At 56.1% G+C, this 24912-nt stretch carries 23 protein-coding genes; 16 read left to right on the top strand and 7 right to left on the bottom strand.

Annotation, left to right across the window (positions count from 1 at the left end):
• The first annotated feature begins 48 nt into the window (after positions 1-48).
• The 3 genes from serS (at position 49) to proS (ending at position 3290) form a co-directional block, all read left to right on the top strand.
• Positions 49-1323 (top strand): serine--tRNA ligase, encoded by a 1275-nt coding sequence (gene serS, locus DDZ13_RS13735; RefSeq protein WP_110132035.1) that lies wholly within the window; start codon positions 49-51, stop codon positions 1321-1323.
• Between the two features lie 46 nt (positions 1324-1369).
• Complete coding sequence (locus DDZ13_RS13740) at positions 1370-1609, top strand: hypothetical protein (protein ID WP_110132036.1); 240 nt, start codon at positions 1370-1372, stop codon at positions 1607-1609.
• 160 nt (positions 1610-1769) lie between these two features.
• Positions 1770-3290, top strand: coding sequence for a proline--tRNA ligase (gene proS / locus DDZ13_RS13745; protein ID WP_110132037.1), 1521 nt, complete (start codon positions 1770-1772; stop codon positions 3288-3290).
• A gap of 39 nt (positions 3291-3329) precedes the next feature.
• On the opposite strand, the gene DDZ13_RS13750 is transcribed toward proS, so the two are convergent.
• The 4 genes from DDZ13_RS13750 to abc-f all read right to left on the bottom strand — a co-directional run bounded on the left by DDZ13_RS13750 (position 3330) and on the right by abc-f (position 6895).
• The gene (locus DDZ13_RS13750) at positions 3330-3695 is read right to left on the bottom strand and encodes a hypothetical protein (RefSeq protein ID WP_110132038.1); all 366 of its coding nucleotides are present in this window, start codon (positions 3693-3695) and stop codon (positions 3330-3332) included.
• Positions 3696-3712: 17 nt separating this feature from the next.
• Positions 3713-4339 carry a peptide-methionine (S)-S-oxide reductase MsrA gene (gene msrA, locus DDZ13_RS13755; protein ID WP_199221135.1) on the bottom strand — a complete coding sequence of 209 codons (627 nt, stop codon included), beginning with the start codon at positions 4337-4339 and terminating at the stop codon, positions 3713-3715.
• Positions 4340-4380: 41 nt separating this feature from the next.
• Positions 4381-4647: a DUF493 domain-containing protein gene (locus DDZ13_RS13760; protein ID WP_110132040.1), complete on the bottom strand. Its 267-nt coding sequence runs from the start codon at positions 4645-4647 to the stop codon at positions 4381-4383.
• Positions 4648-4957: 310 nt separating this feature from the next.
• A complete protein-coding gene (gene abc-f / locus DDZ13_RS13765) occupies positions 4958-6895 on the bottom strand; it encodes a ribosomal protection-like ABC-F family protein (RefSeq protein WP_110132041.1) in 1938 nt (645 codons plus the stop codon).
• Between the two features lie 94 nt (positions 6896-6989).
• Here abc-f and DDZ13_RS13770 point away from each other — a divergent pair, with 94 nt between their 5' ends.
• The 5 genes from DDZ13_RS13770 (at position 6990) to clpX (ending at position 12996) form a co-directional block, all read left to right on the top strand.
• Entirely contained in the window at positions 6990-7529 is a 540-nt protein-coding gene (locus DDZ13_RS13770; RefSeq protein ID WP_146209376.1) for a hypothetical protein, read from the top strand.
• Between the two features lie 274 nt (positions 7530-7803).
• Positions 7804-9462, top strand: coding sequence for a DNA repair protein RecN (recN, locus tag DDZ13_RS13775; RefSeq protein ID WP_110132043.1), 1659 nt, complete (start codon positions 7804-7806; stop codon positions 9460-9462).
• Positions 9463-9583: 121 nt separating this feature from the next.
• Positions 9584-10927, top strand: coding sequence for a trigger factor (gene tig, locus DDZ13_RS13780; protein WP_110132044.1), 1344 nt, complete (start codon positions 9584-9586; stop codon positions 10925-10927).
• Between the two features lie 64 nt (positions 10928-10991).
• On the top strand, positions 10992-11588 hold the full coding sequence (locus DDZ13_RS13785) for an ATP-dependent Clp protease proteolytic subunit (RefSeq protein WP_110132045.1): 597 nt from the start codon (positions 10992-10994) through the stop codon (positions 11586-11588).
• 61 nt (positions 11589-11649) lie between these two features.
• Positions 11650-12996, top strand: coding sequence for an ATP-dependent Clp protease ATP-binding subunit ClpX (gene clpX, locus DDZ13_RS13790; RefSeq protein ID WP_110132046.1), 1347 nt, complete (start codon positions 11650-11652; stop codon positions 12994-12996).
• A gap of 635 nt (positions 12997-13631) precedes the next feature.
• Here the strand turns inward: clpX and DDZ13_RS13795 are convergent.
• Positions 13632-14783: a type II secretion system F family protein gene (locus tag DDZ13_RS13795; protein ID WP_110132047.1), complete on the bottom strand. Its 1152-nt coding sequence runs from the start codon at positions 14781-14783 to the stop codon at positions 13632-13634.
• 200 nt (positions 14784-14983) lie between these two features.
• Here DDZ13_RS13795 and rpmH point away from each other — a divergent pair, with 200 nt between their 5' ends.
• From rpmH to DDZ13_RS13825, 7 genes are all read left to right on the top strand, one after another.
• Entirely contained in the window at positions 14984-15124 is a 141-nt protein-coding gene (gene rpmH, locus DDZ13_RS13800) for a 50S ribosomal protein L34 (RefSeq protein WP_110132048.1), read from the top strand.
• 33 nt (positions 15125-15157) lie between these two features.
• On the top strand, positions 15158-15529 hold the full coding sequence (gene rnpA / locus DDZ13_RS13805; RefSeq protein WP_110132049.1) for a ribonuclease P protein component: 372 nt from the start codon (positions 15158-15160) through the stop codon (positions 15527-15529).
• Positions 15526-15843, top strand: coding sequence for a membrane protein insertion efficiency factor YidD (yidD, locus tag DDZ13_RS13810; RefSeq protein ID WP_110132050.1), 318 nt, complete (start codon positions 15526-15528; stop codon positions 15841-15843). The genes rnpA and yidD overlap by 4 nt, the downstream gene beginning before the upstream one ends.
• Complete coding sequence (gene yidC, locus DDZ13_RS13815; RefSeq protein WP_110132051.1) at positions 15836-17674, top strand: membrane protein insertase YidC; 1839 nt, start codon at positions 15836-15838, stop codon at positions 17672-17674. The genes yidD and yidC overlap by 8 nt, the downstream gene beginning before the upstream one ends.
• 53 nt (positions 17675-17727) lie before the next feature.
• Positions 17728-18474, top strand: a complete 747-nt coding sequence (locus tag DDZ13_RS13820; protein ID WP_110132052.1) for a YebC/PmpR family DNA-binding transcriptional regulator — start codon at positions 17728-17730, stop codon at positions 18472-18474.
• Between the two features lie 70 nt (positions 18475-18544).
• Positions 18545-18799, top strand: a complete 255-nt coding sequence (locus tag DDZ13_RS15365; RefSeq protein WP_146209377.1) for a hypothetical protein — start codon at positions 18545-18547, stop codon at positions 18797-18799.
• A 63-nt stretch (positions 18800-18862) separates the two neighbouring features.
• Entirely contained in the window at positions 18863-19849 is a 987-nt protein-coding gene (locus DDZ13_RS13825; protein ID WP_110132053.1) for a KpsF/GutQ family sugar-phosphate isomerase, read from the top strand.
• A 63-nt stretch (positions 19850-19912) separates the two neighbouring features.
• Here DDZ13_RS13825 and DDZ13_RS13830 read toward each other — a convergent pair whose 3' ends face one another.
• Positions 19913-20752 carry an LOG family protein gene (locus DDZ13_RS13830; protein WP_110132054.1) on the bottom strand — a complete coding sequence of 280 codons (840 nt, stop codon included), beginning with the start codon at positions 20750-20752 and terminating at the stop codon, positions 19913-19915.
• Positions 20753-20904: 152 nt separating this feature from the next.
• Here DDZ13_RS13830 and smc point away from each other — a divergent pair, with 152 nt between their 5' ends.
• Positions 20905-24630, top strand: coding sequence for a chromosome segregation protein SMC (gene smc, locus DDZ13_RS13835; protein ID WP_110132055.1), 3726 nt, complete (start codon positions 20905-20907; stop codon positions 24628-24630).
• Between the two features lie 103 nt (positions 24631-24733).
• Here the strand turns inward: smc and DDZ13_RS13840 are convergent, their stop codons facing one another.
• Positions 24734-24892: a tyrosine-type recombinase/integrase gene (locus tag DDZ13_RS13840; RefSeq protein WP_343192837.1), complete on the bottom strand. Its 159-nt coding sequence runs from the start codon at positions 24890-24892 to the stop codon at positions 24734-24736.
• Between the last annotated feature and the right edge of the window lie 20 nt (positions 24893-24912).

The raw sequence follows: 24912 nt of genomic DNA on the forward strand, positions 1-24912 counted from the left end.
GAAGTCTTGACTGTCTCCTCCCTTCTGTCTTCTGACTTCTCGCGAATCATGATAGACATTAAGCTCCTCCGCGAGCAGCCGGACCTAGTCAAGGCTGCGATTGCCAACAAGAAATTCACCTGCGACATCGATGCCGTACTGGAGCTCGATGCGGTTCGTCGTGCCAAAATCACGGATGCGGAATCGGCCCGTGCGGAGCAGAAAGCGGCCAACCAGGAGATGGCGGCCCTGAAGAAGGGCTCACCCGAATTTTTGGAGAAAGTTCAGGACATGAAAAAAATCGCCGCCCGCGCGAAGGAATTGGAGGCCGAATCGAAATCGGCAGACGAGGCCTTTCAGGCTGCCTTTCTCGAAATCCCGAATCTGCCCGACGCATCCGTGCCGGTGGGGAAGGGCGAAGACGAGAACGTGGTGGCTTCGACCTGGGGTGATGCGGACGCGGACTTTCCCCATGCTTTGCCTCACTTTGATATCCCCTGGTTTGAATCCCGCATCGATTTTGCGCGTGGGGTGAAAGCAACCGGTGCCGGGTTTCCATTCTACGTCGGCGAAATGTCCCGTTTGGTTCGTGCCCTGGTCAACTTCTTTCTGGAGGAAGCTCACAGCAACGGTTACGAGGAGGTGCTTCCGCCAATCGTGGTCAACGCCGATAGTGCGACCGCTACCGGGCAGTTGCCCGACAAAGAAGGACAGATGTATGTCGATGAGAACGAGGGCCTTTACCTGATTCCGACTGCCGAAGTTCCCGTGACAAATTTTTACCGCGACGAGATTCTGGAAGCCGACCAGCTTCCGGTTTACCGCTGCGCTTACACGCCATGTTTTCGCCGCGAGGCCGGAAGCTGGGGGGCGCATGTCCGGGGCCTCAACCGCCTGCACCAGTTCGACAAGGTCGAACTCGTCAAGTGGACGGATGCGGAGAGCTCGATGGACGAGTTGGAAAAGCTTCGTGAGAACGTGGAAGGGACGCTGCAAAAGCTTGATCTGCCGTATCGTGTTCTGCGCATGTGCACGGGCGATATCGGCTTCCCGCACGCCAAGCAATATGACTTGGAAGTTTTTGCGGCCGGTCAGAAGCGTTGGCTGGAAGTTTCAAGCTGCTCCAACTTTACCGATTTTCAGGCGCGCCGTGCCGGGATTCGTTACCGCGGTGCGGATGGCAAGCCGGTGACCGTGCACACCCTGAATGGTTCCGGCTTGGCTGTCCCGAGAGTACTGGCCGCAATTTTAGAAAATAATTTACAGGCCGACGGACGCGTGAAAGTGCCGGAATGCCTGCAATACTGGATGAAACAGGAATATATCGGCGAATCGCGGGCGTAAAGCTGTAGACTTGCCATATAACCGAGGACTTAGAGACTTACTAGGCATGGACAGTATTAAAGAGCTGATTTTTTCGGGTAACCTGATCGGGTGGATCATACTCGTTGTCCTGTTGATTCTTTTTATCAAAATTCTCAAGAGCGCGGGCAAGGGCTTGTTACTCTTCGCCGCTTTCTGCGCCTGCGTTTTTTTGATCGCCAAGTTCTTTCCTGGTATTGCCGAGCCGATTGCCGACTTTATTCGCGGGGGATGGCTGGGCGAGCACCGTCCGGACAAGCCCTGGTAACTCGGTCGTTCCAGTGTGACACAGGCGGGACGCCTGTGCGACGTAGAACAGACGTCCCGCCTGTATGAGATGCCTCGAGTGCCTTGCAGTTCCTCCAGACTGGACATCCGCTAGCGTAACCCCTAACCAACCAAGACTATATTTCAAAAATACAATTTCTATGGCGAAGCAGGCTAAAAACGCAATTTCTCCCACGCGCTCGGAAGATTATCCCGAATGGTATCAACAGGTGGTCAAAGCCGCCGATCTGGCGGAAACCTCTCCGGTCAGAGGCTGTATGGTCATCAAGCCATGGGGCTACGCTATCTGGGAGAATATCCAGCGCGAACTCGACCGCCGGTTCAAGGAGAGCGGTCACCGCAATGCCTACTTCCCGCTCTTTATCCCCATGAGCTATCTCCAGAAGGAGGCCGACCATGTCGAGGGCTTCGCGAAAGAATGTGCCGTGGTCACGCACTCGCGTCTGGAGGCGGATGACGAGGGGAAACTACAACCGGCCGGGCCACTTGAAGAACCACTCATCGTACGACCAACTTCCGAAACCATTATCGGAGAACTCTTTTCCAAGTGGGTGCAGTCCTACCGTGACCTTCCGCTCCTGATCAACCAGTGGGCCAATGTCGTCCGCTGGGAGATGCGCACGCGCCTCTTTCTCCGCACTGCCGAGTTTCTCTGGCAGGAGGGGCATACCGTGCATGCCACCGCAGACGAGGCCATGGAAGAAACCCGCAAAATTCTCGATATCTATGCGGATTTTGCGGAGGAGTTCCTGGCCATGCCGGTGATCACCGGGGAAAAAACCGAAGCCGAGCGCTTTCCCGGTGCTGATGTGACTTACGCGATCGAGGCGATGATGCAGGATCGCAAGGCGCTACAGGCTGGCACGTCGCACTTCCTCGGGCAGAACTTTGCCAAATCCAGCCAGATTAAATATCTCAGTGCCGAGGGGCAGGAGGAATATGCCTGGACCACGTCCTGGGGCGTCTCGACACGTCTGGTTGGTGGCTTGATTATGACCCATTCCGACGACGATGGACTGGTCCTTCCTCCACGGATCGCGCCAGCGCACCTCGTCATTATTCCGGTCACGCCAAAGGAAGAGACCCGTGCCGCCGTGCTGGAATACTGTCAGAAATTGCAGAAGGATCTTGAAGCACAGCCTTTCCTCGATGGCCGGGTCAAAGTCGAACTTGACGACCGCGATATCCGTGGCGGCGAGAAGACCTGGGGCTGGGTGAAAAAGGGCATCCCGGTCCGCGTCGAGGTCGGTCCCCGTGATATGGAGAAAAACGCCGTCTTCGTGGGGCGTCGTGACCGCGCGCCCAAAGACAAGGAGGCCATCAACCGCGACGAATTTGTCGGCGGGATTGGAGCCTTACTCGAGGAAATTCAGAACAACCTTCTGGCAAAAGCCAAAGCCTTCCGCGATGAGCATTCGCGTGAGATCACCAGCGAGGCTGACTTCGTCGAGTTCTTCACGCCGAAAAACCGGGAAGACCCGGAGATTCATGCAGGTTTTGCTTCAGTCGGTTTCTGTTGCGACCCGGAACTGGAAGACAAGATTGCCAAAGAGCACAAAGTCACCGTTCGCTGTATCCCCAACGCAACGGCAGACGAGGAGGTCCCTTGTATCTTTACTGGCAAGCCGGGCAAACGCGTCGTTTTCGCCAAGTCGTACTAGTGGCAGCCTCTTTTGGGTTTCGAGGTGTCTGGGGCGGGATCACTTGACCCAAGCCTCGGCGGATTCGATCGAGTCGAATAACTTCGAAGTCCAACCGCCATCGCTTAGATGTTTGACGTAGAGCTCGTGCAGTAACCTTGCATCTTTGTCAGCCGCAACCACAGCGACTCGAACTCTTTTATTTGTTCGTGCCGCGGCCGCATCCAAGTGGGCGACTTTTTGCATGTGCCGTTCACTGACCTCTATTTTTTCAGCCTCCAGCAAGTTGACGATCTGGTATTTCAGATCGTCAAATCGTTCGTCGCCGTAGATGTCTAAATTGGACTTTAGAATATCCTCGCCGCTCACTGTACCGGTGTAGGTCCAGCAGACGCCACGGTTTCGCCACTCAGTTTTGTAAGGCATAGGCTAAATGACCCCACTTACTCCAAATCCAATTTCTTCAGCTTCGGACGGATCACCATTTGGCAATAGGGCGCGGACTTGTTCAGTTTGTAATAATCCTGATGGTAGTCTTCCGCGATGTAGAATTCCGACGCCGCTGTGATCTCGGTCACGATGGGCGAGTCAAACATACTTTGAGCCGTTTCCTTGGAAGCTTCGGCAATCTCGCGCTGCTCATCGCTGTGGTAGAAGATTGCCGAGCGATATTGTGTGCCGACATCGGCTCCCTGGCGATTCAAAGTCGTCGGGTCGTGTGAGCGCCAGAGCCAATCAAGCAGAGTCTTGTAGGAGATCACTTTCGGGTCGTAATAAATCCGGGTGACTTCCGCATGTCCGGTATTCCCCATACTCACTTCCCGGTAAGTCGGATTTTCGGTCTCGCCACCCATATAACCTGATTCAACGGACTTGACGCCGTCGAGGTTTTCAAAAACGGCTTCCACGCACCAGAAACATCCGGCGCCAAAGGTTGCGGTTTCGAGCGAGGCTTTTTCTTCTTCAGACAACATGGTATTGGGAGATTCTTTTTCCTGGGCCGTGCAGGAAAGTGATAGCGAGAGAATCAGGGACAGCAGGCCGAATGATGGTAGTAAACGTTTTCTCATGAAGGTTTGAGGCGGACCAAACAGAATTTGTTCCCGAATCCTTACAGGGAAATCACTCCGGGGACGGCAGAAACACGCTGGTAAAGGGCGATAACTTCGTCGCAGGAGTGTACGTATATTTCCATCGTGTAGGCGATGAAGCGACCGCTGGAGGACTCATTGGCCTGCACCGGGTCGTCGGCAAAGAGGTCGAGCACCGTTTCCGACTGTTTTTTCGGTACGATGAACTTAAAGGTGTAATGGCAGGGCCAATCGTGGTTGTCATTCAACGCGGAGCGAAAGGAGTCTAAATTTCCGTCTTCTTGCATGATGGCGCAAACTAACCCAATTCTCCGATCTGTCCAAGTTCATATTAATTTTGCCTCCTGACGCTCGCGTAGGGGCTGCGCATTACCTGTGCCAGTATGGGAACTGGATAATCTGGATATATTTCATCCCCTTGATGTGTTGCGTTTAGGAGTCTGGGCTTCGGAAACATTTTCTGGATGTTCCTCAAGTAGGCACTGGCATGCGCAAGCGCAGCCGCTACGATCGCTTATGGTGAGGCATGATGAAACCCATGCAGGTGGCGCTTTACCGTCTGCCAAATCCGTCCTCTTCATCGCAGGAAATTAATACCTAGGACTGCAGCGCACTGAGTTCACCGGCGGCGATTTCCCATTCGTAATTTTTTTCTTCCAGGTATTTTGCCACACGTCCGGCTTTAACATTGAGCTCTTTGGCGGCCTCGGGGTCGCTGTAGCTGGAGGGGTCCTCCAGTTGCTTGGAGATTTCGCCCTGTTGCTCTTCGAGCTCCATAATTTCCGCCTCCAGGCGATTGACTCTTCGTTCAATATCCTTGCGGGCGGCGGAGGCGGCCTTGCGTTCTTCGGCCGCGATTCGCCTGCGCTCCTTGGCGCTGAGTGCTTTGTGCTCGCCCTCGGTCGCCAGGCTGCCATCCGGGCGGGCGTTTTTCAGGCCTGCGACCAGGCCTTCCTGTTCGGAACTGGTTCCGGATTTGCGCAGGTAATAATCATAGTCACCGGGATAGTGGGTGATTTTTCCCGCCTGGATTTGGATGGTCTCCTCGGCAATGGCGCGGATGAAGTGCACGTCGTGACTCACGAAGAGGAGGGTGCCGCTGTAGTCTTTCAGGGCGGAGACGAGGGCGTCGATACTCGGCATGTCCAGGTGGGTGGTGGGCTCGTCGAGTAAAAGCAGATTGGGTGGGGCCAGAAGCAGCTTCACCAGTGCCAACCGGCTTTTCTCACCCCCGCTGAGAACTTTGACCTTCTTGAAAACTTCATCTCCGCGGAAAAGGAAAGCGCCGAGGACCGTACGAACGCTTTGCTCGTTCATGCCTCCCTCCACCCGTTCCATGGCCTCGTCCAGGACCGTGCGTTCGAGATCGAGCACCTCCACGCGTTGCTGGGAGAAGTAGCCCACGCTCACATTGAGCCCGAGCTCCCGGGTACCCGCTTGAATCGGCACCTGCTCGGCGAGGATTTTAAGCAGAGTGGATTTACCCGCGCCGTTTGGTCCGACCAGCACGATGCGCTGGCCTTTTTCAATTTTCAGGTCGAGACCGGAGTAGACCCGGTGGTCACCATAGGCTTGATCCACCTTTTCGAGTGTGGCGACCCGTTGGCCACTGCGGTCGGGTTGGGGGAACTTGAAATGAATGGTGTCGGCGGCACTTTCCGGAGCTTCGATCCGCTCCATTTTCTCGAGCTGCTTGAGGCGCGCCTGGGCCTGACTGGCTTTGGTCGCCTTGGCCCGGAAACGGCGGACAAAGTCTTCAAGGTGGGCGATCTCACGCTGCTGGTTTTTGTAGGCGGCCAGTTGCTGGGCTTCCCGTTCGGCTTTTTCTTTCAGGTAATGTTCGTAGTTGCCGGTATAGCGGTGCAGCTTGCCATGGGCGATCTCGGCGATGCCGTCGCAAACCGCATTTAAAAATTCGCGGTCGTGCGAGATGGTCAGAATAGCCCCGGGGTAGCGCTTGAGCTGGTTTTGAAACCAGCCCAGTGTTTCCAGGTCGAGGTGGTTGGTGGGCTCGTCCAGCATGAGCAGGTCCGGCTCCATGACGAGCAGCCGGGCCAGGTGCGCGCGCATGATCCAGCCCCCGCTGAGAGTATGGGCGGGCTTGTCGCAGTCGTCGGAGCGGAAGGCGAGCCCGGCGAGAATGCGCTTGGTCCGTGCTTCCAGTTTATAGCCGTCCAGTTCGACAAAGCGCTCCATCGCAGACAGTCGCTCGGGTGCTTCGGGGTCGGGAAATTGGCGGAGGGTTTTGTAGATCTCGCACAACTCCGGTGTGATGGAGCTGGCGAGCTCGGTCACGGTTTCATCCCCGGCGGGAGCACTCTCCTGAGGCAGGTAGCCGATGCGCAGGTCGCGCTCTGTCTCGATTTCCCCCGAGTCCGGCTCGCTTTGCCCGAGCACGATATTGAACAGCGTGGTTTTCCCGGCACCGTTCGGGCCGACGAGGCCGACACGCTCGCCGCGCTGCAAACGAAAGGAAATATCGCTGAACAGGACTTTCGGGCCGAAGCCTTTGCTGATTTGTGAAATGGTAAGCATACAGATTTTTATCGGGACAGAGGCTTGCTAGGCGTGGGCAGAGCGGTTTGCCTGCAAAAAAAAAGAAATGACAGAAACGAGCAGTCCAAATCCCTTGATCACGCTCTGGTATAAGCCGGGTCAGACCTTGCAAGGTCTAATTGCCTCTGGCAAGGGGCGAAGCGTCGCTGTGTTCATCGCGGCCATATTTGGCGTGGTGCAAGTCTGGCCGGCATTTGCCGCGCAGGGCTCTGCTCGCCCGGGCTTGCTGCTGCTCGGTGCTTTTGTCGGGGTGGCTGGGCTTTATCTTTTCAGCTGGTTGCTCCGGAATTTCAGTCGCTGGTTCGGGGGAGGGGCTGAGCTGGTCGATGTCCGCACCGCATTGGGGTGGGGACTTTTGCCCTGGGCCGGGCTCTTCGGACTTTTACTTGTTCTGGTAACCGCAACCAGTGGCGATGCCCGGCAGATGTTTCCCCTGTTCTTTGCTGCGATTGTCTATGGCTTTGTCATTTTACTTTCATGTTTGGCGGTCGCGCTCCGCCTCTCATTAATGAAAGCGTTTTTCTGTCTGATCTTAACGTTTCTCGTGAGTATTTTTCCGCTCACGTTCGTCATGCAGTTGTTTTTCGGCGTTCCTGGTCCGGAGGCGCCGTAAATGCTGCTCCTGTCGTTGACCTGCTTTAGCCGGTCAACCGATCGGACAATCGGTTCCGCAAGGCCGATTCGGTTCGCATGGCTTCCGCCTTCACATATAGCTACGGCGGACAGGAAAGCGGTGCGAGTACGTTGTTGACCTGCTTGTGGCGGTTAGGCGGATGGGCAGCGATTACCTTGGGGCCGGATTTTGCTGGCGATGCGTGTTAAGGCTTGTTGGAAAATTTTATTTTGAAAAACTTCGTGATTCCTCTTCCTAAGACTTAACGCATCCCATGCTTCAATATATTCGCATAAAAAACCTCGCGCTGCTTGATGAGGTGCGGCTTGAGTTCGAGCCCGGCTTCACTGCGGTGACAGGGGAGACAGGCGCGGGTAAGAGCGTTTTACTCGGGGCGTTGAGTCTACTCTCCGGGGCCCGTACGGACAAGTCTCTGGTGCGGCAGGGACAGGATCGGCTGGAGGTTGAGGCGGCCTTATATTTTGACGACACCGCAGCCATCGATGCGCTGCTTGAAGCCGCGGGCTTGCCGATCTGCGAAGACGGTGTGCTCCTGCTCTATCGCAGTATCCACCGCAGTAAGATGCCACGGGTGCAGATTAACGGCAACATGGCCACCCTCACTCAGTTGCAATCACTCGGTGAGTCATGGATCGATTTCCATGGTCCCGGGGAACCGCAGAAGCTGTTTCAGGAGAAGCGTCAGTTGGAAATGCTGGACGCATACTCCGGTAATTTAAAGGCAGTGGAAGAATACACCGCCGATTTTCGTGCCTGGCGCGAGGCCTTGAAGGAAATTGATGAGCTTGAGGGCAGCGAGCGCCTGGATGAGGACGAACTCGACTTTGTGCGCAAACAGATCGCCAGGATCGACGCTGTTGAGGTGAGTGAGGATTCGATCGAAGCGCTGGAGCGGGATTACACGCGGATGTCGAGTGCGCAGGAATTGACGGCCATCGCCAGCGAGTGCGCCGAGGGCATGGTTGGCGAACAGGGTGTGAGTGAGCAACTCATGACCGTGGTCGGGCGGATGGAGGCATTGGCCGAGCTCGATAACGAATCGGCGTCTCTCTTGGAGCGCGCCCGCAGTTTGCAGATCGAGTTGCAGGACCTCGGCTCGGAAGTCGAGCGTATGGCGGGTGATTTGGACTTTGATCCGGAAGAGGTGGAAGCCGTGAACGAACGCATGAACCTCTGGCAGGAAGTCCGGCGGAAGTACGGGGGCAGTGTCGAATCCGTCCTGGCCAAGCGCGAAGAACTGGCCGGGAAGATCGCCATTCAGGGCGATATCGAAGGCGTTTTAAAGGAGAAGCGCGACGCTGCAGCCAAGATGGAGAAAGATCTGGCTAAAGCCGCTGCGAAATTGACCGGGACCCGTGAAAAAGCGGCCAAGTCGCTCGGCGAGAAAGCGGCCAAGTTGCTGCAGGCACTTGGATTCAAAAAAGCCAAACTGGGGATTGAGGTGCTGCGTGATGCAGGACTGCACGAGCGGGGCGACAGCCATTGCCGCTTTGTCTTTTCGCCCAACGCCGGTCAGGAGTTGTTGCCTCTGAACAAAATCGCCTCCAGTGGCGAGACGGCTCGCGTCATGCTGGCGCTGAAGACCGTGTTGGCCGAGGCCGATGCCACGCCGCTGCTGGTCTTCGACGAGGTGGACGCCAACGTCGGCGGCGAAGTGGGCCGTGCGGTCGGTGCCGAACTGGCCCGCTTGGCTGCGGAACATCAGGTGCTTTGTGTGACCCACCTGCCGCAAGTCGCCTCGCTGGCGCAGAATCACTTTATCGTCACCAAATCGCAGGACGAGGACTCCACCACGGTGGCCATTGCCCCGATTCACGCGACCCGCGAGGATCGTCTCGCCGAACTGGCGCGCATGTTGGGGGACCGCAATTCCGCCTCGGCCCGTGCTCACGCCGAGGAATTGCTCGATTAGAGGATACCATCGGCCTCAGTAAAATTAAGCGCAATAGGCATTGACCGAAAAATGCCTTTCCCCTTTATTGCTCCGCTTTTCTCCGGGGAACCCAGTTTGCCGGATCCGCTAACTTTAAATTATGAGCACCGTGAAAACCGACGTCAAAGACATCAACGAGACCCGCAAGACTATTACCGTGAGCTTCACTTCCGAAGAGGTGACCGAGCAGGAGGCTGCTCTGGTAAAGGACTTTCAACGTCAGGCGAAGATCCCCGGCTTCCGTCCGGGCAAGGCACCCGAGAAAATGGTGCGCTCCCGCTTCGCCAAGGATATTAACCAGGAACTCAAGCAGCGGGTCATCTCACAGGCGCACCAGGAGGGTGTCGGCGGAGCTGACTTCGAAGTGTTCAACATCGTCGACCTCGAGGATGGGGAAATCGCCCCTGGTTCGGATGCCAAGATCATCTTTACCGTCGATGTGGTGCCCGAATTCGAGCTGCCTGAGTACGAGGGGATCCGTGTCACCAGTGAACCGACTGAGGCCACCGAGGAGGACATCGACAAGATGCTGACCCAGATTCTCAACCAGCGTGCCGAGTACAATGTTGTGGAGAAGGCGGCAGAGAAAGGGGACTACGTACGTTGCTCCTACGAAGGCAAAATCGGTGACGAGTTTGTCGCTGACCTTGTGCCGGATACGCCCATGTTCGGCACCCAGAAAGTCACCTGGGAGGAAGCCGGATCTGAAGATGCGCCCGGTGTGCGCGCCGTGGTCGACGGTCTGGTCGGGATGAGCGCAGGGGACGAAAAGGAAGTCACCATGGAATTTCCCGAGGATTTCAAGCCCGAGGCTCTCGCCGGAAAGACCGCTACTTACAGCTTGAAGGCTGAGGAGGTGCGTGAGAAGGTACTCCCCGAACTCAACGACGAGCTATTGAAGAGTCTCGGCGTCGAAGATGAGGCCGGTCTGCGCAAGGCGATTGCCGAAAACATCGAGAACCAGAAGAAGCAGCAAAACGCGAACGGCGAGCGTCAACAGGTGACCGAAGCCCTGATTAAAGCGGTTGATTTTCCGGTCCCCGAAAGCGGCGTGCAAAGCGAGACGGAAGAAGTGCTGCGCGACTTCATGCAGCGCAACATGCAGCAGGGCGTCTCCGCGGAGGAATTCGAAAAGCACAAGGAGCAGCTCCACGAAGGGGCCAGCAAGGCGGCACATGACCGCCTGAAATCCCGCCTTATTCTGAGCAAGATTGCGGAGAAGGAGAAGATCAAAGCCGAACAGGATGATTTCAGCCGCATGATCATGATGGAAGCTCAGAATACCGGCCAGAAGCCCGAAAAGCTGGTGAAGGAACTCCAAAAGGACCAAAGCCGGATCAACCGTATGCGCAGTGAGATTGTTCTGGGCAAAACCATGGATCTTCTGGTGGATAAGGCTGAGCGTGCAACGGTCGAGCCGTCGGTTGAAGACAGCGAGAAGTAGTTCTTTGCCACAGAATTTGTAAAAGCAGTTGATATTCGCTTCGGCCTCTCTACATGTTGACTGCGTGAGTTACGTTCCATTACCAACAGTCTATGAACGCGAGGGTCGCACCGAGCGCGCATGGGATATCTACAGTCGCCTGCTTCGCGACCGTATCATCTTCATCGGCACCCCGATCAATGATTTCGTGGCCAATGCCGTGATCGCGCAGATGCTTTTTCTGCAGATGGAGGATCCGAAGAAGGATATCAGCCTCTACATCAACTCCCCCGGCGGCAGTGTGACCGACGGAATGGCGATCTACGACACCATGAACTTTCTTCAGTGCGATGTCGTGACCTATTGTGTCGGGCAGGCCGCGAGCATGTCGACCCTGCTGCTGGCTGCCGGCACGAAAGGGAAACGTTACGCGCTGCCCAACAGTCGCGTGATGATGCACCAACCGACAGGTGGCGCCACCGGGCAGACCTCCGATATTTCAATAGCCGCCCGCGAGATCGTTCGCTGGCGCGAGCGGATGAATGAATTGATTGCGAGCCACACCAAGAAGACGGCGGAAGAAATTGCCGCCGACTCGGATCGCGATTTTTACCTGACCGCGCAGGACGCACTGGAATACGGCATCGTCGACAAGGTGATTGAGAGCAAGCACTCGGCCTAGTCCTGAAGTCGACTTCAAGTCGGGCCTTCACAAGCAGGTTTATTTTTCGTATCATTTCATCATGGCTAAATCCACACGCATGACTTTTTGCTCGTTCTGCGGAAAAGCGCAGAACGAAGTTCGTAAGATGATTGCCGGCCCTGCCGGCGTGCACATCTGCGATTCCTGTGTATCCGTGTGTAAAACCATCATTGATCGCGAGCTTTCCGATGGTCAGGAAGCCGCGCAGCAGCAGGGGGGCAAGCGTGGCGAGCGCTTCAATCTGCTCAAGCCTGCTGAAATCACAGCCCGGCTCGACGAACATATCATCGGGCAGAACTACGCAAAGAAGGCTCTGGCTGTCGCAGTCTACAACCACTACAAGCGCCTCCGGTCCGACGAGCCCGCATCGGGATTAAACGGCAAAGACGATGAGTTTGCGGATGTTCAGATCGAGAAGAGTAATATCCTCTTACTTGGGCCCACGGGCAGCGGTAAGACTTTACTGGCCCGCACCATGGCCAAAATGCTCGATGTGCCATTTGCCATCGCCGACGCGACGACACTGACGGAAGCTGGCTATGTGGGCGAAGACGTCGAGAACATCGTGCTGCGTCTTCTCCAGGCGGCCGACAACGACGTGAAAAAAGCCGAATGCGGAATTATTTACGTCGACGAAATCGACAAGATCGGCCGCAAGACTGACAATGTGTCGATTACGCGGGATGTTTCCGGTGAGGGCGTCCAGCAAGCACTTCTCAAGATTCTGGAAGGTACGGTTTGTAATGTGCCGCCTCAGGGCGGGCGTAAGCACCCGAACCAGGAGTATATCCAGTTGGATACTTCCAACATACTTTTCATTTGCGGCGGTGCCTTTGTCGATCTCGATAAGATTGTTCAAAGCCGGATCGGTTCCAAAGCGATGGGCTTTGATACCATGCATAACCGCCATCAAAGCGAAGTGCCGGTAAGCGAACTTCTGCGCGAGACCCAACCCGAAGACCTCGTTCATTTCGGTATGATTCCCGAATTCATTGGTCGTCTGCCCATGGTGGCCGTGCTGGATGAACTGAGTCGTTCAGATTTGGAGCATATTTTACGCAATACCAAGAATTCTTTGGTCAAGCAGTACTCCAAGCTCTTCTCCATGGAAGGCGCGGACCTTCATTTTACTCGGGATGCCGTGGCTGCGATCGCGGAAAAGGCCATTACGCTCAAGACGGGCGCCCGCGCCTTACGTTCCATCATGGAGCGGATCATGCTGGACGTCATGTATGACCTGCCACAGGTCGAGAATGTCGAGAAAGTTGTGATCAACCGTTCGGTGGTGGAAGGCCGTGGTAAGCCCAAGCTCAAAATTCGCAAAGGCGGTAAGAAGAGCAATGCGTCGAAGTCCGACGAGAAGGGTGGCTCGGCGAACGCCGCTTAGGCCGAATGGCACTAAAATAAGCGTATTTAATGTAGTCGCTCTGCTTATAGCCGTGCGACTCGAATCGGCCAAACGGCAGCACTTTCCAGTCCGGGTGACCGGCTGAAGCGGGTCACCTACGTCCAGCAGCAGGAAAACGCGCTTTTTCCGCTACCCCTGTGCTGAAAGCTTCAAGTGCCCAACTGCTGTAGGCTCGCTTGTCGCGATGGCACGATAGTGCCGTCGATTATCGCTGGCATAGATCTAGCGACCTTGTTCTCGCAAGGTCGCTACAAGGACAAACTTTCCAATACCATCGACTGACTTTTACTGACAAAAAGACAAATGTCGCATCTCGAACACCCCGCTTTGACAAGCGAGGCCACGTGGCCTCGACGAAGTTTTTACCGAGATGGCGGAGCAAACTCTGTTTCGGGGGTTCGTATTACCGATAAAAGTTCGGCACTGGTATAAAACCGCTTCGATTTAATTCTGGCTTAAATAGTTTTATGTAGCAGAGCGAGTCCCCTGGCTCCTTACAGAAAGCTAGCCATAGAGACGGCAGTGGACTGCCATAGCTACATTTAGATGTAGTAGAGCCAGTCCCCTGGCCCCTTGCTTTCGATGCGGTTGCCGGGCGTGAAATAGGTGTGGTATTAGCCGACCACGCTGGAGAGCTGGAAGATCGGCAGGAACATGGCCATAACGATACCACCGATGACAACACCGAGGAAGGTGATCAGCAAGGGCTCCATCAGGGAGGTAAGGGCGGCGACCAGGGTTTCGACTTCCGCGTCGTAGAAATCAGCGACTTTAACCAGCATGCCGTCGACATTACCGGTTTGCTCACCTGCGCGGCTCATGTGTTTGACCATGGGCGGGAAGTAGGGGTCTTCCGCGACAATTTCGGAGACCTGGCCACCCGCACTAATATGCTTGGCGATGTTTTTACACGCCCGCTCGACAAACGTATTTCCGGAGGCAGAGGAAGTGATTTCCAAAGTCTTCAGGATCGGGACGCCCGAACGCATGAGAATGGCGTAGGTACGGCAGAAACGGGAAAGATTCACTTTCCGTACGAGTTCTCCGATCACGGGGAGCTTGGTGATCACATTGTCTTTGATCACACGGCCTTTGGGTGTGGCGCAGAATCGTTTAATCATCCAGAAAACACCAAACATCCCGACAAGCAGGAAGATGATGTAGGACTTGAGGAAATCGCTCAGTCCAATGAGGAACTGAGTGGGTTTGGGCAGTTCCGCCCCGAAGTCGGTAAACATGTCGGCGAAGACGGGAATCACGAAGACCAGCAGGACATTCACCAGAATGATGGCCAGGCCGATCACGACAGCCGGGTAGACCAATGCGCCTTTAACCTGCTTCATCAGTTTGACCGTATCCTCAAAGTAGGTCGAGGTCTTATCCAGAATCTCGGCGAGACTACCGCTGGCTTCACCAGCTTCAACCATGGAGACGAAAAGATTGGGAAACGCTCTCGGGTAATCGGAACAAGAGTCGGAGAAGGAGCGGCCGGCCGACACTTCGTTCTTTACGTTGCGAATAATAATTTGAAACACCGGGTTTTCCGTTTGTTCTTCCAGCGCTTCCAGGGCTCCCACCAGAGGTAGGCCGGCTTCCAGCATGGCGGCGAGCTGCTGCGTGAAAACGGTCAACTCCTCCAGTTTGACTTTTTTACGCTTGGCCTGTTTTTCGTAGGACTTCTGCTTCGCGAGCCTTTGCCCTTCCATGAAACTACGCTTCTTGCCGGCTTTGCCGGAGGATCCTGATTTGGAGCTTAGATTTGCCATGATTCGATATCTTGTATCCTTATTGCTATAAGCCATTAAAGTATAAGCAAGTAACAAGTCTGAGGATCAAGGATTTACGTCTTTTTAAGATACGGCTCCTGTCCGGGAAAAATGACGAAAAACCAGGCTCTGAGGCCTTGACAGTAGGGGAGGCAAAGTTTTTCCTCTCCCGCTTTTCCAATTTCCAAGCTTATATAGTTATGAAACCAACCTACAGACCTTCCAAGCTCAAGCGCGCACGCAAGTTCGGCTTCCGTGCTCGCAACAAAACACACAGCGGCCGCAAAGTGCTGGCTGCACGTCGCGCCAAGGGTCGCTACCGTTTGTCTGCCTCCGTATAAGGTTGGCAGCGAGTCGCGTGGTTTTTGAGAAGCATGGGCATACCGGCTTCACAGCGCCTGCGCAAACAGAGCGATTTTCAACAGGTCCGCAGATCGGAGCATCGTATCCACTGCGGGCCTTTTGTTGTGCAATGTCAGCCGGGTGGAGAGGCTAGCGCTTCGCGGCCCATGCTCGGGGTGATTGCCAGTCGTCGCGTGGGGAATGCGGTCAAGCGCAACCGGGGCAAGCGTCTGGTGCGGGAGATTTTTCGCCGCAGCGCGGGGACATTGCCTCCAGGTAGCCGCTACGTGGTGGTTCTGCGTTCCGGTTTCGATCGTTACAGCTTTGCCGAGCTTGAAGCTCATTTTGCCCGGGCCTGTGCGAAAATTGTACGCCGGACTGAAGCGGGAGAGGCTTCCAAATGAGCCAGCCGAGGAATAAGCTCAGCGTGCCCGTCCGGATTGCGGCCCTTTGCGTCAGGGCCTATCAATTGACGGTGTCGCCGGCGATCCATGCGATTTTCGGCGCAGGTTGTGGCTGCCGTTTTCAACCGACCTGTTCCTGCTACGCCCGTGAGGCACTCTTTAAGCACGGTTTTTTTTCCGGTTGTCGCCTGGCGTTGGGGCGCATTCTACGCTGCCACCCATGGAACTCAGGTGGCTATGATCCTGTTCCGGACTTGAAAACAGGGAACAGGCAGGGCATAGCCCCAAACTTTAAAACTCATCTAGATGGATAAAAAGAATACAATTTTAGGCATAGTCTTCATTGCTGCGGGGATCGGATTTATGTTCTGGCAGAGCCAGCAGCTTCAGGAGCAGCGCCGAGAGCAGGCGCTGCAGGAGCAAACGGAGCCGATACCCGCGTCCGGGCAGACCGAATCTGAAGAGCCGGCAAATACAGTTGCGGAGGCTCCGGTCACGGTCGAAGCGGAACCTGCAACAGGCACCATGCTGGACCTGCTCGCGCAGGAAGTGGAGGAGCCCGCTGCCAGCAGTGTGTCATCAATGCCCCGGGCTGAAGAGAAGACGGTTGAGCTCTCCAATGACTACATTCAGGCCGAGTTCACCACACGCGGAGGGGCGATTCGCAAGGTACATTTCCTGCAAACCAAACGCGGTGAAAAAGACGATTACGTCTTCAATGAGGGCGGCTACCTGCCCGCACTGAGTCTGAGTCTGGCTGCGGGAGAAGGTGCCATGCGTGAGTTCAATCTCGATTACACCATCGAAAGCCAGACCCGCGATTCCATCACTTTTGGCCTGGATGCCGGTGACGGCCTGGTGATCCGGCGGTCCTACAAAATCGCTTCCGGTGAAAACGGGCAGGATCCCTACGTGATCGAGCACAGCACCACGTTCAATAACCGCAGTGATTCGCCCAAAGCGCTTTCCACGATTTATCTCAACCTGGGCACGGCGCGCCCGATCTCCAAGTCCAGTCAGCCGAACTACCTGAACGTGGGCTTCTACAATGGGGAGGATGCCGACTTTATCCCCATCAATAAGCTGACCGGCAGCGCCGGATTTTTGGGAATCGGGGCCAGTTCACCCCAGGACGAGATTTCCAAACGCGCCCGGATCGAGTGGTCCTCTGTGAAAAACCAGTTTTTTGCCAGCGTGCTTTCTTCCGAGCAAACTGCCGGTGAAGTCTTTATTTACCCGGTCGAAGTACAGGCTAACGGCGATGGCATACCGGACAGCCCCGGCATCTCCGGAAGTGTCGGCTATACTCTGGGCACGGTTTCCGCCGGAAACAGCAGCGAGCTTGCCTTCGAATACTATGTGGGGCCGAAGGAATTCAAGCGCCTGCAGTCGCTGGGTAACGAGCAGGACCTCGTCATGCAGTTCGGTTTCCTCGGTTTCTTCAGCAAGCTCTTGCTCGCCTTCATGTATGCGATCCACTCCGTGGTTCCAAGCTGGGGGTGGTCGATCGTGATTATGACGATCTGCATCAAGACAATTTTCCTTCCACTGACCGCCAAAGCCAGTCGTTCGCAGAAGCGGATGGCGTCGATCCAGGGGCCGATGTCCGAGCTTAAGGAAAAGTACAAGGACAACCCCCAGAAGATGCAGCAGGAGACCTTGAAGCTCTTCAAGGAACATCAGGTCAATCCGCTGGCAGGCTGCCTGCCCATGATCATACAGATGCCGATCTTCCTCGGGCTTTTCTACATGCTGCGCACGGCTTCGGAGCTACGCCACGAACCCTTCCTCTGGGTGTCCGACCTATCGCAACCGGACACGATTATGGAGATCGGAGGGTTCCCGCTCAACCTCCTGCCGATCCTGATGGGTCTGACGATGTTCCTGCAGATGCACATGATGCCCGTCTCGCCGACGGCGGACCCCATGCAGCAGAAGATCTTCAAATTCATGCCGGCGATCTTTCTGGTCTTTCTCTACAATTTCTCCTCCGGCCTTACTCTGTACTGGACGGTGCAGAATATCCTCACCATTCTGCAGCAAAAATACATCAACAGCCGTCCCGACCCCGAACCGGTGGTCGCCGAGGCCGCTGCTGCCAAACCTAAAACCAAGCACGGAGGCAAGGCGCGGAAAAAGAAGTAACCTAGTCGGTTTTCCGGTTCTCAGTTCACAAGTAATCAGTTTTTTTATTAGCTATGTCAGGACACAGTAAATGGGCCACGATCAAACGCGCGAAGGGCGCTGCCGATGCCAAGCGCGGCAAGCTTTTCAGCGTTCTCAGTAAAGACCTCACGCTGGCCGCACGCGATGGCGGCGGCGATGCGGATTTTAATCCCCGCCTGCGGACCTGTATCCAGAAAGCAAAACAGGCCAATATGCCGGCCGACAATATTGACCGTGCGATCAAGAAGGGCACCGGCGAGTTGCCCGGGGTCACCTACGAGGAAATTGTCTACGAAGGTTACGCGGCGGGCGGTGTCGGTCTGATTGTCGAGGTCACGACCGACAACAAGAATCGCTCGGCTTCTGAAGTACGCAGCACGATGTCGAAGCACGGCGGTAATCTTGCCGGAGTCGGGGCGGTGGCCTTTCAGTTCGAGCGCAAAGGACAGTTTATCATCGATGCCAAGCAAATCGACGAGGAGGCACTGATGGAGGTCGCCCTCGAAGCCGGGGCTGAAGACATCAAGAATCAGGAGGACCATTACGAGGTCATTTGCCCCATGGCGGACTACGATTCACTTTCCCAGGCTCTGAGTGATAAGGAAATTGAGACCGAATCTTCTGATCTGGCCTACCTGCCGAATATTCTTGTGCCGGTCGAAGACAAGGATACCGCCCGAAAAGTACTGCAATTGATCGAGAAACTCGACGACCTCGAAGACGTCAAAGCCGTGCACGACAACATGGACCTGACGGAAGGTTTACTGGACGAAGAATAATTCAAAAACCGCTTGCAAAGCACCATCCGAACACCCACTTTTAAAGCATCAAGAATCCCCTTATTATATTATGCGTATTAAAATAGTTACTCTTCTAGCACTCTCCACTGCTGCCCTTTGGTTTACCGGTTGCGATCAAGGCCGCGCGCAAATGGGCAGCCGTGAATCCAATTTGCTTGGCATCGCAAAGATTGAAAAAGACAACTACGGCCCCACCACGGCCAACACATTTGCGGTGCATACAGACGAGCTTTACAAGCGCAAAAACTTTTCCGGTGATCGGGTAACACTCCTCTGGGGACTTGTTACTCTCAAGGATTACTAGGGTGAAATTGTAACTTATTTTCAGGCCGCTTTCGATTTCCCGGGAGCGGCTTTTTTATCGATCATGTCAGAGCGTGCAGCATCCAGTCTGGAAACAGGCCGTCAGGCTATGCAGGCCGAGGCGACTGCGATACAGATTGCAGCCGAACGGATGGATGCTTCATTTGAGCAGGCCGTTGAGACGCTCCTGGCCTGTAAGTCCAAACTCGTGATTTGTGGGATCGGCAAGTCCGGTCACATTGGGGGTAAACTTGCCGCGACGTTTTCCAGTTCGGGCATGCCTGCGGTCTTTCTTCACGCCGCGGAAGCGATTCACGGGGATCTCGGTGTCTACAAGCCGGGTGATCCCACCATCGTCTTATCCAAGAGTGGCAGCACGGAAGAAGTGCTTCGGCTCATGCCCATGTTTAAGAAGTTCGACTCGCCGGTGATTGCGATCGTGGGTAACACCAAGTCCCCGATTGCGGCGGCGGCTGACATCGTGATCGATTCCAGTGTCGAAAAGGAGGCGGACCCGCTCAACCTCATGCCCACCTCAAGTTCGACGGTGAGTTTGGCCATCGGCGATGCCCTGGCGGCTGCCCTGGTCCGTGCCCGTGATTTTACGGCCGAGGAATTCGCCACCTACCATCCCGGCGGGCAACTAGGGCGAAACCTCTCGATGACAGTTGCGGAAGTCATGCACAAAGTCGATCAGGTCGCCTGTGCCTCTGCCGGGGATACCTTGCGCGAAGTGGTCATACGCATGACGAAGCACCCCCTGGGTGCGGCCTGTATTGTGGATCAGGCGGGCCAGCTGGAAGGCTTGATTACCGATGGCGACGTGCGCCGTTTGCTTTCCGAGGATGGCGATATTCTCGCCCGTGAAGCGGGCACCTGTATGACGGTTTCGCCGATTGCGACCCAACCGGAGAAAAGTCTGGGAGACGCGCTGCGGCTGATGGAAGAACGTTCCTCCCAGATTTCCGTGCTTCCGGTGGTGGGCCGTGATTCCGGGCAGCTGGTCGGCCTACTGCGCTTGCACGACGCTTACCAGCCCGGGCTTTCCTGAGCAAGTCGTAGGGGCTGCCCCTGGGATGCGGGATACGGGATGCGGGATGCGTGATGAGGTCGGCTAGGATTTGGTCAGGCCGTCGATGATGTATTTCGCCGCCTCATCGACATCATCGATGATTTTGAAGAGGTGGAGATCTCCGGGGGAGATGGTGCCCCATTCGACAAGGGCTTCGAAGTTGATCACACTGTTCCAGAATTTACTGCCAAAAAGAACGATGATCGGTTTTTCCTCGATCTTTTTGGTCTGCACCAGGGTCAGTGTTTCGAAGAGTTCGTCGAGCGTGCCGAAACCGCCGGGAAATGCGACCAGGACCTTGGCCATGGAAACGAACCAGAATTTACGAACAAAGAAGTAGTGGAACTCGAACTTGAGTTCCTCCGGGACGCTATCATTGACCCCCTGTTCGAAGGGCAGGCTGATGCCCAGCCCGATGGATTTACCCCCTGCTTTTTTCGCGCCGAGGTTGGCCGCCTCCATGATGCCCGGTCCGCCACCGGAGCAGATCGTGTAGGAGGGTTTACCTTCGGCTTCCCGCTTCAGGGACCAGCGCGTTAGCTTCTCTGCCAGCTCCACCGCGGAACTGTAGTAGTGGGCCGACTTGACCCCGGATTCCGCGCGCAGTTGGGAAAACTTTTCCGCTTCCGTCGGCGCTTCCGGATTCTCAAAGCTGGCCACCAGCGTTTCCAGGGCCTCCTTGGCATCCGCTTCGGGCTGGAGACGGGCCGAGCCGAAGAGCACGATGGTGTCCTGGATCGATTCTTCGGCAAAGCGCAGCCCCGGTTCGGTCATCTCACACAAGACACGGATGTTGCGTGCGGCATCGCTGTTGAGGAAATCGAGGTTTTTATAGGCCTTGAGGGGCCATTCATCGCGGGAACAATCTCTGGGTAAGCTCATCTTGCAGTTGTGAAATCTTAGTATGTTGCACGCTATTGCCCGAATTCCTACTGGCAACTGTTTCTGTCGCTTCTTTTAGGGTTGCGGGGTCCGCTTTCGAGGCTTCTTCTTGTCGGCTTTTCTACCCTATAAGCAGCTATTTTTAAGTATTCATGTATCTCAAAGAGATCGTCATCAGTGGTTTTAAAAGTTTTGCGGACCGCACCCGCTTCGACCTTCGTCCCGGCGTCACCGCCGTGGTGGGCCCCAATGGGTGCGGGAAGAGTAATATCGTCGATGCCATTCGCTGGGTGCTCGGCGAGCAGAGTGCCAAAGCCCTGCGCGGTGCGTCCATGCAGGATGTTATTTTCGAGGGCACGGATAAGCGCAAGGCACTGCCCACCTGTGAGGTGGCCCTGACATTCACCGACTGCGAGGCCGAACTCGGCACCCAGTTCAACGAGGTGGAAATCTCCCGCCGGGTCACGCGTGACGGCGGCAGCGATTACTACATCAACGGCAAAGTTTCCCGCCTGAAAGACATCCAGCGGCTTTTTGCCAATACCGGGGTGGGGCGCGTTTCCTACTCTTTCATGCTGCAGGGGCAGATCGACCAGATTCTCTCCACCAATCCGGCGGAGCGCCGCACGATTTTCGAGGAAGCCGCCGGTATCACTCTCTATAAAGCGCAGCGTAAAGAAGCGTTGAACAAGCTTGCCCTGGTCGACGCCAACCTCGCCCGCGTGACCGACGTGATCGAGGAGGTGAGCCGCCAGATCGGCTCGCTCAAGCGCCAGGCTAGTAAGGCCCTTCGCTATCAGCGCCTCAAGCATCGCTTAACCCACCTCGACCTTTCCTTTAACGCCTACCGCTATGCCCAGTTGAACGAGTCCATCGAATCGGTGGCCACCCGGGCGGAGGAGCTGAAGAAAAAACTCGAATCGCACACCGAATCCCTGGAGTCCGACGAATCGGTGCTCACGGAGAAGAAAGTGACCCGTGCCGAGCTGGCGCACAAGATGGAAGAGCTGCAGCAGCGGGTCTATGCCCTGCGCTCGGAAAAGGAGAATGCGGAGAACCAGTCCGAGTTTTCCGGCATTCGTGCCAAGGACCTGGAAAACCGCATCGTCGAGTTTAAGAAGGAAATTTCCGAGCTCGAAGCCCAGAAGACCGAGCTTGCCGAAAAGGCCAAGAGCGAGACCGAGAACAAGCAAATGCACCTCGGCGTGGTGGATGATTCGGACCGTATCTTCCGTGACCGGAATAATGATCTGGTCGCCGCCCAGGAAAAGCTGGGTGAGATGGAGGCTGAGCTGCAAAACCGCCGCCAGGAAGTGCTTCATGCCGAAAACCGGATCAATCGGGCGCGTTCCCAGTGCACCACACTTGAAGTCGATCTGAAGACCTACCAGGTGAAGCACGCCTCCTTGACCGAGAATATCCTTACGCTCAAGGAAGAGGCGAAATCCCTCGAGCAGGCCTTGAGCGAAATTCAGCGCCTTCTGGCCAAGCGCCGCGCGGAGCAAACGGCCAGCGAAGCGGCCGTCGAGCAGGCGCGTAACGATTCCCGCGAGATTGTGGGGCAGTTTCGCGGCCTGCAGGAGCGCATCCAGGAGCAGGACAGGGGCATCGCCCGCAAGACCGCTCAGCTCAACGTGCTTGAAGGCTTACAGGCCAAGTTCGAAGGCTTCGGCGAGGGCGCCAAGGCGATCCTCGGCGATAAGCTCGGCGATATCGTATCCAAGGATGCGGTCACCATTCTCTCCAAGGAGTTGAAAGTGGACCCGGCTTACACCGGCGCGCTGGAAGCGCTTCTGGGCTCGTCGGTCGACGCACTCTACATCGGCGACGCGGCCAAAGCCTTATCGGTTATCGGTAAGCTGGATTCCGCCTTGCTCGGGCGCGCCTGCCTGCAGGTCTCAGTGGATGCGGCTGCGAAGGCCGGCGTCAAGGACCTGCCGGATGGCCTCGTTGCGGCCGGCAGCGTCATCCAGGCCCGCCATGAATCGGTTGAGTCACCGGTTCAGAGCCTGCTTCGCGACTGTTATTTCGCCGAGAATCTTGAAAGCTTTATTGAATTCTGGAAGGCTAATCCGGAATTTCACTTCCTGTTGGTCGCGACCAAGAACGGGGAGTTGATCGATTGCCGTGGCCTGATTCACGGGGGTAAGGATTCCGGGCAGAAGTCCTCCAGCTTATTGGAGCGGGAGGCGGAAATTCGCAAACTCCGTACCGAAATCGAGGCGGAGCGCAAGCAGCTCAATGCCCTCCGCGAAGAAGCCAGCGCCCTCGAGGATAAGCGCAACGCGGCCGAAGCAACGGTGGAAGAGCAGCGCCAGCGTCAGGGGGAACTGGCCAGCGAGGTCTCGGGCCTCGTTGCCGAGGAGCGCAACCAGCAGCAGAAAATCGAGCAAAACGCCCGCAATCGCAGCGAGAGCGAAGACGAACTGGCCAAGCTGGATGCCAAGCACGGCGACTCCGTCAAGGAACTGGAAACCGCCAGAGAGGATCTCGCCGCGGCTGAAAAGGGGCTGGGTGATGCCCGTCAGAACGGCACCGATTTGGAAGAGGAGATTAACCGCGCCCGTGAAGTGCGCGACCAGAAGCGCGAAGCCCTCGCCGATGTGCGCTTGGAGCTGGCCGAGAAAAAGCAACGTCTGGAGTCCGCCGACCGCGCCCTGAGCGAAGTGCAGCGTGAGACCGCCAACCTGCAACATCGCATCCTCCGCCGGAATCAGGAAATCGATACCCTCAACGAACAGATCGAAGAATTCAAGCAGACCTCGTCCGCCGAGCAGGCCAAGACCGAGGAACTGGAGAAGACACTCGCCGTCGCTACCGAGCAGCTGGATACCGACCGCGAGAAAGTGAAAAAGCTCGACGCCGAGATTGCCGAGATCGACGGGGGCCTCGCCGGTCGCCGCAGCGAAGGGCGGAATTTCGATCAGGAAATGACAAAGCTGGAAGTACGCCTCGCCGAGGAGCGTTCACAGCTCGGCTTTATCCAGAGCACCGCTCAGGACGATTACCAGACCGAGCTCAGCGAGATCGACTGGAAGGCCGAACTCTGGGAGGCCAACATCGAGTTCGAAAAACGGGTCAACCTCGACGACCTGGACGACCCCGACAAGATCGCCGCTCAGCCCAAGGGCGAACGTCGCGACCCCAACGAAGAAGAACTCGCCGAGATGGACCGGACCGACTGGTCCGCCATCGAGGAGGAAGTCGGTGAGCTCAAGGGCCGTATCGCCAACATGGGCCCGGTCAATCTCGATGCCATCAGCGAGTATGCCGATCTCAAGGAACGGCACGACTTCCTCAAGGGCCAGAGCGAAGACCTTTGGAATTCAAAGAACAAACTTGTGGAAACCATCGACGAGATCAACGAGACCTCGCAGACCCTCTTCCGTGATACCTTCGAACAGGTGCGTAAAAACTTTGCCTTTACCTACGAGAAGATCTCGGGGGGAGGGGAGTCCGACCTCCAGCTCGTCGACTCCGAGGATCCGCTCGAGTCCGGGATCGAGATCATTGCTCGCCCTCCCGGTACCCGCCTCAAGAGCGTAACCCTGCTTTCCGGTGGCCAGCGCACCATGGCGGCCGTGGCGCTCCTCTTCGGTATCTATATGGTCAAGCCCAGCCCATTCTGTGTGCTCGACGAAATCGATGCCGCGCTCGACGACGCCAATATCGGCCGCTTCTGCGATACACTGCACGGTTTTACCGATAAGTCGCAGTTCCTCATCATTACCCACAACAAGCGCACCATCTCCAACGCCGACACCGTCTTCGGCGTAACCATGCCGGAAAAGGGCGTCTCGACGCTCCTCTCCATGCGCTTCAGCCGCGAAAGCGGCAAACCTGTGATGAAGGCCGCCGAAGGCTCACAACCGTTTTAAGTCCCGTCCTTTCTCTTCACGTAGCTATGCGATTAGCACTCAGTCCTTAGAGAGGGTGTAGCACCCGGTCGCATCCGCTCGTCAGACGGATGATACGCTGCCCTTAAAGCGCGTCCAGCGGGCTCGGCGTCTGATCCTTTTCATCTTCCATCACGTGCAGGTAGATCATGGTCGTCTCGACGCAGGTATGCCCCAGAAGCTCCTGGACCGTGCGGATGTTGCTTCCGTTCTCCAGCAGGTGGGTGGCGTAGCTGTGCCTCAAGACGTGCGAGTTCGAACGTT

Source organism: Coraliomargarita sinensis, from assembly GCF_003185655.1.
Lineage (GTDB): Bacteria > Verrucomicrobiota > Verrucomicrobiia > Opitutales > Coraliomargaritaceae > Coraliomargarita_B > Coraliomargarita_B sinensis.

Bases quoted from the DNA above. Each gene is read 5' to 3' on its own strand.
- serS (WP_110132035.1), top strand. From the start codon at position 49: ATGATAGACATTAAGCTCCTCCGCGAGCAGCCGGACCTAGTCAAGGCT.
- DDZ13_RS13740 (WP_110132036.1), top strand. From the start codon at position 1,370: ATGGACAGTATTAAAGAGCTGATTTTTTCGGGTAACCTGATCGGGTGG.
- proS (WP_110132037.1), top strand. From the start codon at position 1,770: ATGGCGAAGCAGGCTAAAAACGCAATTTCTCCCACGCGCTCGGAAGAT.
- DDZ13_RS13750 (WP_110132038.1), bottom strand. From the start codon at position 3,695: ATGCCTTACAAAACTGAGTGGCGAAACCGTGGCGTCTGCTGGACCTAC.
- msrA (WP_199221135.1), bottom strand. From the start codon at position 4,339: ATGAGAAAACGTTTACTACCATCATTCGGCCTGCTGTCCCTGATTCTC.
- DDZ13_RS13760 (WP_110132040.1), bottom strand. From the start codon at position 4,647: ATGCAAGAAGACGGAAATTTAGACTCCTTTCGCTCCGCGTTGAATGAC.
- abc-f (WP_110132041.1), bottom strand. From the start codon at position 6,895: ATGCTTACCATTTCACAAATCAGCAAAGGCTTCGGCCCGAAAGTCCTG.
- recN (WP_110132043.1), top strand. From the start codon at position 7,804: ATGCTTCAATATATTCGCATAAAAAACCTCGCGCTGCTTGATGAGGTG.
- tig (WP_110132044.1), top strand. From the start codon at position 9,584: ATGAGCACCGTGAAAACCGACGTCAAAGACATCAACGAGACCCGCAAG.
- clpX (WP_110132046.1), top strand. From the start codon at position 11,650: ATGGCTAAATCCACACGCATGACTTTTTGCTCGTTCTGCGGAAAAGCG.
- DDZ13_RS13795 (WP_110132047.1), bottom strand. From the start codon at position 14,783: ATGGCAAATCTAAGCTCCAAATCAGGATCCTCCGGCAAAGCCGGCAAG.
- rpmH (WP_110132048.1), top strand. From the start codon at position 14,984: ATGAAACCAACCTACAGACCTTCCAAGCTCAAGCGCGCACGCAAGTTC.
- rnpA (WP_110132049.1), top strand. From the start codon at position 15,158: ATGGGCATACCGGCTTCACAGCGCCTGCGCAAACAGAGCGATTTTCAA.
- yidD (WP_110132050.1), top strand. From the start codon at position 15,526: ATGAGCCAGCCGAGGAATAAGCTCAGCGTGCCCGTCCGGATTGCGGCC.
- yidC (WP_110132051.1), top strand. From the start codon at position 15,836: ATGGATAAAAAGAATACAATTTTAGGCATAGTCTTCATTGCTGCGGGG.
- DDZ13_RS13820 (WP_110132052.1), top strand. From the start codon at position 17,728: ATGTCAGGACACAGTAAATGGGCCACGATCAAACGCGCGAAGGGCGCT.
- DDZ13_RS15365 (WP_146209377.1), top strand. From the start codon at position 18,545: ATGCGTATTAAAATAGTTACTCTTCTAGCACTCTCCACTGCTGCCCTT.
- DDZ13_RS13825 (WP_110132053.1), top strand. From the start codon at position 18,863: ATGTCAGAGCGTGCAGCATCCAGTCTGGAAACAGGCCGTCAGGCTATG.
- DDZ13_RS13830 (WP_110132054.1), bottom strand. From the start codon at position 20,752: ATGAGCTTACCCAGAGATTGTTCCCGCGATGAATGGCCCCTCAAGGCC.
- smc (WP_110132055.1), top strand. From the start codon at position 20,905: ATGTATCTCAAAGAGATCGTCATCAGTGGTTTTAAAAGTTTTGCGGAC.